At 40.8% G+C, this 12,330-nt stretch carries 10 protein-coding genes; 6 read left to right on the top strand and 4 right to left on the bottom strand.

The annotated features are described in order from the left end of the window. Positions 1-75: 75 nt before the first annotated feature. On the bottom strand, positions 76-975 hold the full coding sequence (locus NSS82_RS24020) for a LysR family transcriptional regulator (protein ID WP_036683054.1): 900 nt from the start codon (positions 973-975) through the stop codon (positions 76-78). Positions 976-1,066: 91 nt separating this feature from the next. Continuing rightward, a complete protein-coding gene (locus NSS82_RS24015; RefSeq protein WP_076130227.1) occupies positions 1,067-2,257 on the bottom strand; it encodes a coenzyme F420-0:L-glutamate ligase in 1,191 nt (396 codons plus the stop codon). A gap of 147 nt (positions 2,258-2,404) precedes the next feature. On the opposite strand from NSS82_RS24015, the gene NSS82_RS24010 reads away from it, so the two are divergent. From NSS82_RS24010 to NSS82_RS24000, 3 genes are all read left to right on the top strand, one after another. Beyond that, the gene (locus NSS82_RS24010) at positions 2,405-3,601 is read left to right on the top strand and encodes a macrolide family glycosyltransferase (protein WP_076273037.1); all 1,197 of its coding nucleotides are present in this window, start codon (positions 2,405-2,407) and stop codon (positions 3,599-3,601) included. Beyond that, positions 3,598-4,545 carry a helix-turn-helix transcriptional regulator gene (locus NSS82_RS24005; protein WP_038572601.1) on the top strand — a complete coding sequence of 316 codons (948 nt, stop codon included), beginning with the start codon at positions 3,598-3,600 and terminating at the stop codon, positions 4,543-4,545. Before NSS82_RS24010 ends, NSS82_RS24005 begins: the two co-directional genes overlap by 4 nt. Positions 4,546-4,612: 67 nt before the next feature. Further along, positions 4,613-5,146 carry a DinB family protein gene (locus tag NSS82_RS24000; protein ID WP_038574709.1) on the top strand — a complete coding sequence of 178 codons (534 nt, stop codon included), beginning with the start codon at positions 4,613-4,615 and terminating at the stop codon, positions 5,144-5,146. A gap of 92 nt (positions 5,147-5,238) precedes the next feature. Here the strand turns inward: NSS82_RS24000 and NSS82_RS23995 are convergent, their stop codons facing one another. Both NSS82_RS23995 and NSS82_RS23990 read right to left on the bottom strand, forming a co-directional pair. After that, positions 5,239-6,855 (bottom strand): response regulator transcription factor, encoded by a 1,617-nt coding sequence (locus NSS82_RS23995; RefSeq protein ID WP_038572600.1) that lies wholly within the window; start codon positions 6,853-6,855, stop codon positions 5,239-5,241. A 4-nt stretch (positions 6,856-6,859) separates the two neighbouring features. Next, positions 6,860-8,599 (bottom strand): cache domain-containing sensor histidine kinase, encoded by a 1,740-nt coding sequence (locus NSS82_RS23990; protein WP_076273036.1) that lies wholly within the window; start codon positions 8,597-8,599, stop codon positions 6,860-6,862. A gap of 347 nt (positions 8,600-8,946) precedes the next feature. Here NSS82_RS23990 and NSS82_RS23985 point away from each other — a divergent pair, with 347 nt between their 5' ends. The 3 genes from NSS82_RS23985 to NSS82_RS23975 all read left to right on the top strand — a co-directional run bounded on the left by NSS82_RS23985 (position 8,947) and on the right by NSS82_RS23975 (position 12,318). Further along, positions 8,947-10,422 carry a carbohydrate ABC transporter substrate-binding protein gene (locus NSS82_RS23985; protein ID WP_076273035.1) on the top strand — a complete coding sequence of 492 codons (1,476 nt, stop codon included), beginning with the start codon at positions 8,947-8,949 and terminating at the stop codon, positions 10,420-10,422. A 90-nt stretch (positions 10,423-10,512) separates the two neighbouring features. Further along, on the top strand, positions 10,513-11,454 hold the full coding sequence (locus NSS82_RS23980; protein ID WP_235219487.1) for a carbohydrate ABC transporter permease: 942 nt from the start codon (positions 10,513-10,515) through the stop codon (positions 11,452-11,454). Between the two features lie 39 nt (positions 11,455-11,493). Continuing rightward, positions 11,494-12,318: a carbohydrate ABC transporter permease gene (locus NSS82_RS23975; protein WP_197740369.1), complete on the top strand. Its 825-nt coding sequence runs from the start codon at positions 11,494-11,496 to the stop codon at positions 12,316-12,318. The last annotated feature ends 12 nt before the right edge of the window (positions 12,319-12,330 follow it).

The following is a 12,330-nucleotide window of genomic DNA, read 5'->3' as shown; positions in this document are numbered from 1 at the left end:
CGTTGTCACTCCTTGTTGAAATGAATTATACCCTTATAGTATGTGAAAAAAGTAACATAGTCTAACGCATAAAACTTATGGTCGATTGCTAAATCCAATTTGGATTTGTTGCAGGAAGGAAGGCAAGGCCGGGTTTGTATTATTTTTGAGATAACCTGCTTCGATTGCAAAGGTATGGTGTGAATCATCTAAGGGAATTAGCCGGACTTCATCTTGAAGATAAGCGAGCTGATAGTTATCCGGGAAAAAGCCAATCAAATTCTCCGTGATGATATAAAACAATTCTGTCTCCACATCGTCTGCGGTTCGAAGAATGTTCGGCTGATAGCCGTCTTCAATTGCATGCTGGATCATTAGATGATAAGAGTTTCCAATAGCTGTTGGATTCAGCATGACTAGTGGATGTTCATATAACTCCTCTTTGGCGATCGATTCATGATGAAACAGGGGATGGTGGTGACTCACAGCCGCACAATAACGTCCCTTATACAAGGGATAGGTTACAATGTCCTCTTTTCCTTGAAACTCGGAATCAAAGGCAATAGCCACGTCGTAAATCCCTTTTTGCAAGTATTCTGCAATATCTTTTAGCAATACTTTATTCAGTTCCAGCTTAATATTCGGATGATGATCCTGAAACGAGGGAATCAATTTCAACAAACTTTGGATATCCGTCATCGCCGCATATTCGATACTCAAGGATTGCGTATTATACTTTTGAAAGTTTTCCATGCTCATCTTCATATGGTTATATTGCTTCCAGAGGATGAGGGCTTCGCCATAGAAAAGCCATCCGGCTTTGGTTGGCTCAATAGGGATCTGCTTTCTGTCAATCAATTGAATGTTGAATTCCTCTTCAAGCGCGGCGATTTGTTGGCTAATGGTGGTCTGCGATACATAGTTCTTTTTAGCTGTTTCCGTAAAATTTCTGCATTCCACGAGATCTATAAAATATTTAATCCTTCTTATGTTCATAGTATCCTCCGCATGCCGCTGTTTGCTTTTATTATAACCCAGAAAGTAAAAAAGAGAGCCTCGTTTAGAGACTCCCTTTGTTGTACTACTCTTATTTTGTGTAGTTATCGAAATAACCTTGGATATAAATCATTGGTGTTCCTTTATCGCCACTACCAGAAGTCAAATCAGATAATGATCCAATCAGGTCAGTTAATCTACGAGGTGTAGTCCCTTGGGCTTCCATCGCACCAACTAGATCATCATTTTTATTCTGGATGTATTTAGAAATAGCTTGTTTTAACTCTTCACCACGAAGATGAGAGAAGTTGTTATCGGCCAAGTATTTCAATTTTACTTCATTTGGTGTTCCATCAAGTCCGGCGGTGTAAGCAGGGGAGACAACTGGATCTGCGAGCTCCCAGATTTTTCCGACTGGATCTTTGAATGCTCCATCGCCATAAACCATAACTTCTACAGTTTTACCTGTAATTTCTTTGATTTTTGCTTGGATACCATCCACGATAGGCTGGCAGTTATTTGGAAATAGCTTTACACTTTCTTCTGTTGCTTTATTTGATCCTAGCAGACCATAGGCTTCGTTAAAGCCGCTGCCATCGATTGATTGTGTAAGAATATCATCCAAGCCAAATACTTTTTCAGCACCGTTGTTTGTGAGAATACGTTTGGTTCTGAAGCGAGTGTGAATATCGCAAGTTAATACATTTTTTGTATAGTTTAAAATGGTTTTTGGGTTGTTGGAGAAGATGACTTCACAAGCCACACCTTCAGCTTCAATTAAACCTTTATAATATTCAATATAGTCAACCCCTGTGAATGGGTGCTTAATATAGCCGAAAAACTCACGGAACTGAGCTTCTGTTAATACATCCGTCCATGGATTGATACCTTTAGCATCTAGTTCGTCGATGTCTACAAGGTGGTTGCCTACTTCATCAGCTGGATAGCTTAACATCAGGACTACTTTTTGTGCCCCTTTGGCAATACCGCGTAAGCAGTTAGCAAACCGGTTACGGCTAAGGATTGGAAAAATAACACCTACGGTTTCTTCGCCGAATTTCCCCTTTATATCAGCAGCAATATTGTCAATCGTCGCATAGTTTCCTTGTGCCCGAGCAACAATGGATTCAGTTACGGTCACAATGTCACGATCTTCGATCGAAAAACCCTCGACTGTTGCTGCATTCAATACCGTCTGAACTACGATTTCTTCAATGTTATCCCCATTGTTAATGATAGGTCCGCGAAGTCCACGTACAACTGTTCCAACTACTCTTTCCAATATGATCTCTCCTCTAATAAGGGTATACTCTATATTATTAAAATGGTTTTAAAGCCTATATTACTATACCCTTTTAGAGCGATATAAGTAAAATTAATGTTTATAATATCTAATATAAAAATGATTTATAGTTAAGGAGGATTACAATTGGCGCGTGTGTTATTTATTAATGGTGGATCAGAGGGACATATCAATCCCACGATTGGCGTTGTGGAAGAGCTTATTTCGCATGGCGAAGAGGTAGTGTACTTTTGTATAGAAGCTTATAAAGAGCGTATAGAGATGACGGGGGCTACAGTACGAACATTTGACGATCAGAAATTTATACAAGCTTTTATCTCAGGTGGAAGAAATTATGTACTGGAAAGAATCAACGGCCTTTTACTTACGGCAGATATAGTTATTCCAAGCGTTCTTGAACAGATCAAAGGGGAGCATTTTGATTACATCATCCATGATTCTATGTTTGGTTGTGGACGTTTGCTAGCTCAAATTCTTAAGCTTCCGGCCATTAGCTCCTGTACTTCTTTTGCGCAGACAAAAGCAGCATTCGATGACATGTTAGAACGATTTTATACTACAGTCCCTGCAGAAGTAACTAATCCTATAAAGGATAAATTCCAAAGCTTGACGCAAATGGTGAAGGGCAAATATGATGTGGACATCCAATCCCCTTATGAAGTGTTTTGTAATCCTGCCCCACTTACTATCGTTTATACAACTAGGGAGTTTCAACCTGAGGGAGAAGCTTTTGACCCGTCTTATATCTTTGTAGGACCCTCCATCTCTTCACGATTAGCTCCAGAAAAATTCGATCTCATGGCAATTAAGGGGAAAAGTCTAATTTACATTTCACTCGGCACAGTTTTTAACCAAGCCATTGAATACTATAAACTTTGTTTTGAAGCATTGGGGAACACGGAGCACACTATTGTGATGTCAATTGGAGATAAAGTCCAAATCACTGATTTAGGGGAAATTCCGCAAAACTTTTTCGTGAAAAATTATGTTCCACAAACGGATATACTGCAATACACAAAGTTATTTATTACACATGGTGGAATGAACAGTATCAATGAAGGGCTTTATTACGGGGTTCCGCTAATTGTAATTCCACAAAGTGCGGATCAGCCAATAATTGCGAAGCAAGTCGTCCATGTCGGAGCAGGCATTAAGTTACAAATGCAAAGTTTAACTGCAAATCACCTACGAGAAGCCGTAGATCATGTATTAAGCGATTTATCTTATAAAAAAGCTGTCTCCAATATCAGTGAATCGTTTCGGAACTCGGGTGGGTATCGACGAGCTGTTGATGAGATTGTTCGGGGAGGGGGAGTCGTATGAACAAAATGGATCGGTTGTTAGCTATAGTGCTTGAACTGCAGCGTAACAAAATGTTGCGGGCGGAGGATTTGGCTGCTAGGTTTGAAACGAGCGTAAGAACGATCTATCGGGATATTCAGGCACTGAGTGAAGCGGGCGTATCCATTATAGGAGCGCCAGGGCAGGGTTACTCCTTAATCGAGGGGTATTTCCTGCCACCCGTTAGTTTCACGCTGGATGAAGCAGTGACATTGCTTATCGGAACTGATTTTATCGAGCAGCGGTTTGATGCACACTATGGTAATAAGGCTAGAAGTTCTAAAGCAAAGATAGAAGCTATCCTGCCGGAAGCTATCCGCAGTGAAGCATCACAGATTCGCAAAAGTTTTCGTTTATTTGCATCCGTAGAAGATATAGCACCCATACAAGAGAAGGCATGTTTGGAAGCCATTCGTGGAGCGATATTGGAGGGAAGGAAAATAAGATTTCGTTATTCCAAAAGAATCGCCGAAGCCGATGGGAACCGTCAAAGTGTTCGTACGGTTGCTCCTTATGGACTTGTGCTTCATCACGGGTCATGGGTACTCATCGCCTGGTGTGAATTGCGTCAAGACATCCGTCATTTCCGGTTATCCCGAATGAGGGAGCTTATTAATCTGGAAGATGAATTTATACTGCCAGCAGATTTTCATCTGGAGGTATACCAACCTCCTGATGATCGCAACGTTCATGTGCTTATCTTAGTCCAAGCTGACATAGCCGATAAGGTAAGGGAATCAAATAATTTCTATATGGAAACTATTGAGGAGCATGCGGAGGGGTTACTTGTTACTTTTCGCGTTCGCGAGCCAGGGGAATTGCTGCAATGGGTGCTTGGCTGGGGAGGCGGTATGGTTGTGCTGGAGCCCGAATCTTTCCGTGATCAGGTTAGAAATGAAATAGAAATAATGTTAAAACGCTACTGACATAACGCTGTCAGTAGCGTTTTTGTATACTTGGACCATCAATGACTACAGGAGCTGATATATGATGATTACAACAAAAGAAGCCTTACAACGATTTGAAGAAACTGCGACATACTATATTCAAGAATTGGAGCGATTCAATCTGGAGCAGCTGAAGCAAAAGCCGAGTGAAAACGAGTGGTCCATCGGACAGATGTTTCAGCATCTCATTAACTCGGCGCTGTATATGCAGCTTCGTAATATTGATCAATGCCTTGTGCTCGACCAAGATCCCTTAGTAGCTCATGTGGGGAAAACTGAGGATGGTGCGGCTATATTTGCGCAAGGAAGCTTTCCGCCCATTCGTATTCAGGTTCCGCCTTCCGCCCAATATACGCCGGAGCAGCCGGAGAGCAAAGAACAATTAATTCAAGGGTTACGTACAGTCATCCAAAGAATGAGAGAGATCGAACCCTCTCTTGAGAAAGCATCCAAACAAAATACCGTTTCTCACCCGCGATTCGGTGGATTATGCGCGGAGGAATGGTTCCTACTTATTGAAATGCACTATCGTCATCATCTTCTGCAGCTGGAGCGGTTAAACAAAAGAATTGTTGTTTAATTCCATATTTGCACCTAAAGAAGGGTTCATTCAGGTTGTGAAAGGATCATAAAATCAGGAACCGCATTCCAATAAAAAGAGTTGGAATGGTCTTAATTTCTTGAACCAAGCGTGGCCTGAACGTGATTCTTATATTCACTAGGATTAACACCAAAGTGTTTTTTGAATAACCGGGTGAAATAAAATTGATCGTGTATACCGATTTGCGTGGAAATTTCTTTAATGTATGGATTCCCTTTAAGTATTAAATCTGCGGCTTTTTCCATTTTCACAGTATTAATGTAGTGAATGATGCTTTGCCCCACTTCTTCTTTGAAGATTCTGGACAGATAGTTCTCACTTAAGTTGACATGCTTGGCAATCAGAGATAAGGTCAGCTTCTTCTGATAATGTGTGTTGATATAGTCAATCGCTTGTTTAACATCTCTATTGTGTGTAGTTACGATCTGTTGCTTTTGATGGGAGAATAGTTGGAACACAAGCTCCATTATAGATAGAACGTCAGTGGTACGTTTACTGCTGGCGATATTTTCTATATAGTTCTTTAAAAGCTTTGGATCCTCGACAATGAGATGGGCATCGCATAAGGGAAGATAATGCAGACAATTTACAATGAACTTTTTGGTTTCAGCAGGATTAATTTGCTTGGATTTACAGATGTCAAGAAATTGCTGAGTTGCTTGAGTAACGGCTTCAACCCCTGAAAGCTTCCAGTTCTGAATTAATTGCGTCGAGAAATCATGTACATCCTCGAAGTCCAGCGTATCCTTTAAATGGACATCCTTTGGATCTATAATCGTTATTTCGTTGTAAAATTGGATTTGCAAGGATTCTTTACATTGCTCTAGGGTTCGTTTTGCTTCAGCATATCCCCGTACAGGATCAGAAAAAACAATAGTAGGGGTGATAGAAATATACATTTTGATTAAACGAATGACCCTCTGGATAAAGTCTGTGCGGATAATTTGATGATCGTCTAAGGTATCACAGGAGATTAGAAGCAGCAGCCCATTAGATTCTAGCTGAATAATTTCTAACTGATCTACGGTCTCCAAGATATCCAAGATGATGTTTTCAATAAAGGATACGGAGATGTGATTTTGTCTTTCGTTTTGAGTGGCGTTATTCTGCTCAAAAGTAATGTAGAATAAATAACAGCTGCTTTCGCTGAAAGCGAACGTTATAGCATCATGCTGATCAAGCTGCTGCACATCGTAATAAGGATCGGTGAAATAATCTTTTAAAAGCGCATTTTTCACGCTTTTTAAGTTATGTTGTAATAACTGTGTTTGGGTCTCCTGCTGCTGCCTAGATTGAAGCTGTTCTTGAATTAGCTTCGTAGATTTCTCCAGCAAATGGATCAAATCCCCCGTTTTCATACTAATCTTCAGCATATAATCTACAGCACCAAGCACTAAGGCTTCACGAACTAACTCATACTCCCCGTGGTTGCTGGCCACCAGAATTTTTCCTGCAAACCCTCTGTTATTCAGTTCTTTTATCAGCTGCAGACCATCCATATTAGGCATTTTGAGATCTGTAATGATGATATGGGGATTAAACTTGTCTACAAGTGTTAAGGCTTCAACTCCGTCAGAGGCAGTAGCACAGATCATGTATCCAAGCTCTTCCCATGGAATCATGGTTCTGAGCGCAACTTTAACAATAGGTTCGTCATCCACTAGCATTACATTATACATAGGATACATAGTATCACCCCTTAAGTTCGTATGTTTGTATAGGGATAATCAGGCGGCAGCAGGTTCCATGACCCATTGAGCTTGTGATGAACAGCCCGTAACTCTCACCGTATTGAAGTTTAATGCGATCGGCCACATTTGAAATTCCGATACCCGACAGATTGTCAGCCTTTTCTGATTTGGTGGTGTCAAACCCTTTTCCGTTATCGATGATTTCAATAATAAGGGTATATTCATTTTTTGCGTATACCTTAATTTGGATTAGAACTTTTCCTCCTATATCTGTAACCCCATGAAGAATCGCGTTCTCTGCGATCGGCTGTAGGATGAGCTTGGGGATCATGCTCTGTAATAAAGACTCATCCAAGTCATATTCAATGTCAAACCTGTCGGCATAACGTATTTTTTGAATGGCAAAATAATGATCCAGATTGTTCAGCTCCTGCTTGATGGTGATTTGCTCATCTTGATCGATAATGGTACTACGCAGCAATTCAGCTAGTGAGGAGATGCCGTCGCTAAGGACGGGAACCTGGTTAATCATCGCCAGCCATCGTAAGGAGTTAAGTGTATTAAAAAGAAAGTGAGGATTAATTTGCGATTGCAGCATTTGCAATTCGAGCGAACGTCTTCTTTTCAGATCTTTCTTTTGATCCTTCATCAGCTGTTCCATTCTACTGACCATGCTGTTAATTCTATTGGCCAACACGCCCATTTCATCGTTGCTGTGATCTTCGACCCGACTCGATAGATCACCATAAAAAATTTGGTTGCAGAAGACGATGATTTGTTTGATTGGTTTCAGGATGCTTTTATACAATACGATAATAATTAGAATACACACGACTACAATGATGCTGACAACAATAAGTAGTCCAGTGGTGATTTTACTTGTCTCTGAATTGATATAAGAGAAGGGGACGGTAGAAATCATGTACCAGCCTAATTGATTATTGTTAATATAAGAGATTTGCTGCATTTTTCCATTGACCATGCCTTGGAAGGAATGGTTTTTCTTTGCCTCTTGTGTCTTGATTTGCTTAAAAAGCTCATCTTTATAATAGGTTTCTCCTAGCGGAGTATCCTTTTGATTCGAGGACATTACTTTTCCCTCCCTATTCATAATAAGGAGACTGGAACCTGTACCTAAATCCACACTGGAAAGAATGACTTTTGAAAATAACTCCCCACCAATAAAAACAAATACATGACCTAAGGGAACGCCAATGTCATCTTGATCAAAAATTTTCCGGCCCAGGACAATGGTATTGTAAGCGCGATAGCTTTTTACGTAGTTAAGACTGTCATAAGGGGCATTCAGCTCTACTTGTTTCATAATTTCTTCATACTTAGGATTGGGGATGCCGTCGTAGCCTAATTCATAGATAGGTTGGTTCTTGGCGTCGATGACCCGAACGTTCTGGACATATCCGGGGTAGATGGTTCTATATAAATTGTCCATGGCATGATTAATGGCAGCATTGCTAGGAGCGGGTTCATTTGGTGCTGCCGATAAACGCTCCTGAATAATACTATTGGTAGAAACAGAGCCTGCAAGATATTGATAGTTGTTAAGTTCACTTAACATCGTTCGATTAAGCAGCGTTAAAGCCTGAAATGTGGATTTACTTAATTTATTGTTAATGGATTTGGAGTAAATGGTGTAGGAGTAGAAACCTATAAAGATGATTGGGATCACAGAAACGATTAAGAAAATGACGGTTAAGCGATTTTGAATTTTAACCTTGCGCATGATTTGCGGAGGATTAGGAAAATGCAGCTTCCCTTTACGTCGACTCAGGTGGATGACCTCCCATTCACTATCTTTTACTTACAAGTTAACATAAAAAGAACAATGGAATATATATGCAGCGGCGAAAAGTGAGAATAATCTATGGAATGGATAATATTATCCATTCCGTTAACGGCTAAGTTTACAGGTTATGTGACCCTGATGAATAAGCTTATACGAGCTTGCATTGGAAGATGGATAAGATAATACATAGGTAGGTTTGTATTGTAAATGTAAATATAGCGTAAATCCTTTTATACTTAAATTATTAAAAAAGCGTTTACAAGAATATCTTAAGGAGGGCGTTTATGAAAAAGACTATGAGTACATTATTAGCAGTAATGCTGCTAGGTGTGGGGTTGCTCGGCTGCGGGAACAGCAATAATAAACCTGCTGCCTCTAATGAATCGGATTCAACGAAAGCTGCGAGCACAGCGCAAGCTACAAGTACAACGAACGCCGAGAATACTAAAGAAGAACCTGCTAAAGATTTTGATAACAAGGAACTTAGTATTGCTGTATTCCAAGGGGGATATGGTGCGGATTATTGGAATGAAATTGTCAGCAAATTCGAAAGTACTTATCCAGGTGTGAAAGTGAACATGACGATTAATCCAAAAGTTGGTGAAGTAATCCGGCCGCAGATTGTTGCGGGTAATCCTCCCGACTTCCTGTCTGTTACAGATACAGAGCAAAGTGGCATCGTGCTTTCATTAATTAAAGAAAAAGGACTGCTAGATATCAGCGATGTATTTGAAAGCAAAGCGCTTGATAAAGAGGAGACGCTTAAGGATATGATTCTACCGGGGATGCTGGACAGTACAAGATTTCAGCCCTATCAAGATGGAAAGACGTATCTCGCACCTTTTAATGCTGGACCGATGGGCTTGATTTACAATAAAACACTGTTCGCAGAAAAAGGCTGGAGTGTTCCTGAGACTTGGGAGGAGTTCTTTGCTTTAGGTGATGAGCTGAACAAAGAGGAGAACTACCTGGTTAATGCAGATGGAACTAAAACGAAGCGGGCTTTATTCACTTATCAAGGCATCTATCCGGATTATTTGGAGGAAATTCTCTACCCGGCCATTGCCAGTGCGGGGGGAAAAGAAACGCTGGATAAAGTCTTTGCATATGAAGAAGGTTCATTTAAGAACGACACGATCAAAAAAGTACTGGATATTTTCTATAAAATCTCTAAAGACGGTTATCTGATGGACGGCACGGTTGCCTTGAACCATACACAGTCGCAGACCGATATGATGATGGGTAAAGCTTTGTTTATCGTAAACGGCAACTGGATGGAAAATGAAATGAAGGATTCACCTAGAGAAAATGGGTTTGAATTTGGGATGACAACAGTACCTGTGTTCAATAAAGGTGATCAGAAGTATGTGCTTTCCAGCTACGAGCAATTCTCCATCCCTGCTAAGGCTAAAAATCCTGAGCTCGCTAAGGAATTCTTGAAGTTCCTATATACCGATGAGTCTGTGAAACTATTCGCGGAAAAAGCGAATGGGGCGTATGCGCTTAACGATGCGAAGGAGCTGTTTAAGCCATTTTTGACTAAAGGTGTCTATGACATGTTTGAGGCTTATAATGGTTCCATTTCTATTCTACAGGGCTGGCAATCGTTACCGAAGGGTTCCAAGGTTAGTGTAGTCACTGAAATGTTCAAGAATACGGTCACACCAGTGATGACAGGCCAGATGACCACGGATCAATGGATGGATAATGTGGAAAAAGCTTTTGCACAGATTCGTAAAGAGAAAGCAGCTAGTAAATAATCTATAGTATCTCATGCAAATGCATCCTGTTAGGAATGGATAAGGTTATCTATGAACGGGATGCATTTTGTATGAAGAGGAGTGAGAAAGATGTCTGAAATGCAGCTGGCAGAAGTAGCTCCTAGACAGAGAAAATCAAAGATTAGGACAGCGAAAACCAGAAATCCTAAGCTATTCATAGCGGTATGCACGATTCCTACGCTCTTGTTAACCCTCGTATTTATGATTATTCCAACCTTTCGGGCATTTTTTATGTCTTTTACGGATGCCACCGGGATGAGTGATGAGAACAAGTTTATCTTTTTGGATAACTATAAATATATGTTTCAAGATGAGATGTTCCTCAAAGCTCTGAGCAATACATTTAAACTGATGCTGGTTGTGCCAGTAATTACATTGATTTTTGGGCTGGTGCTTGCTTTTCTATTAACGCAGACGAAGCTGAAGGAAAGAGGATTTTACCGAACCGTATTCTTTTTCCCAAGTATCATCTCTTTGACGGTAGTCGGAATTATCTGGTCCTTTGTGTTTCATCCCAACATGGGCATTTTGAATAATATTCTGGAGAGCATCGGATTAGATCAACTGAGCAGACCTTGGCTTGGAGATAGCCGAACAGCATTGTGGTGTGTAGCCGTTACGCTGATCTGGCAAGCGGTTGGTTATTATATGGTCATGTATATCGCTGCGATTGATGGAATTTCTGCGGATGTGTTTGAATCGGCGACTATTGATGGTGCGGGATATTTCCGGAAGCTTACCAGTATTACGATCCCTCTGCTAAAAGATATTATTGGCATTACGTTTGTGTTGTCCCTGGCAGGTACGATCAATTTAAGTTTTATAGTTGTAACTGTAATGACTGGCGGTGGTCCGGCAGGTGGAACTACTGTTTTACTCCACTACATGTACACGCAGGCCTTCCAGAATGCGAACTTTGGTTATGCCATGGCCATAGCTATATTTACGCTGGTGTTCGCCTTTGTGCTTTCTTTTCTGTCCAGACTACTTACAAATCGAGCAGAAGGGTAGGGGAGAAGGATGACGAGCAATCAACAAAGTCTTCTAAAAATGAATATTGCCAACTGGATCACACGGCTGTTTCTGATTGTAGCCACCATTGTTTTGTTATATCCGTTTGTATGGAATCTCTTAGCTTCATTTAAAAGCAATACGGAATTTCTGACCGACCCCTTCTCCTTTCCACAAGCCTTACACTTTGATAACTATGTACGCGCTTTTCAGAAATCCAAGATGGGGAGTTATTTCCTGAACTCTATCTTTCTTGTGGTGTTATCCACGGCGATTTTAGTTATTTTTGTGGTTCCTATGGCTTATGTCTTAACGAGATTTAAGTTTTGGGGCTCCAAACTAATCCTTAACCTTTATATGGCCTGTATCTTTCTGCAAGCCTCCTACATTATGGTTCCTTTATTTCTGCAGGTGAATTCATTCGGGATGTTGGACAATCGCGGGATGCTCAGTTTGATCTACGCTGTTCTGCAGTTTCCCTTTGCCATCTTTGTATTAAGTGGATTTCTGAGGTCCGTCCCTAGAGATTATGAAGAAGCCGCTAAGATTGACGGTTGTGGCAACACAGGAGTGCTCGTCAGAATTGTTGCGCCGCTTGCTAAACCGGGGATTGTGACGGTCTGTATGCTGGCAGCGATGGGCTTTTGGAATGAGTATCCGCTGGCATTGGTCTTAATTCAAAGTGATAGCAAAAAAACATTGCCAGTAGGTTTAGCCAATCTTTTTGAGGTTCAACGTTATGCTACAGATTGGAGTGCACTATTTGCCGCGCTGATCCTAGTGCTGATTCCAACAATTCTTTTATATGTGATAGGACAAAAGCAATTGCTCCAAGGAATAAGCGCAGGCGGAATTAAGGGCTGAACAACAAAGACA

This window comes from Paenibacillus sp. FSL H7-0735, assembly GCF_038008505.1.
In the GTDB taxonomy this organism is placed as follows: domain Bacteria; phylum Bacillota; class Bacilli; order Paenibacillales; family Paenibacillaceae; genus Paenibacillus_AQ; species Paenibacillus_AQ odorifer.
The sequence above is the reverse complement of the archived record's forward strand: the minus strand, read 5'-3'. Positions and strand labels throughout refer to the sequence as shown.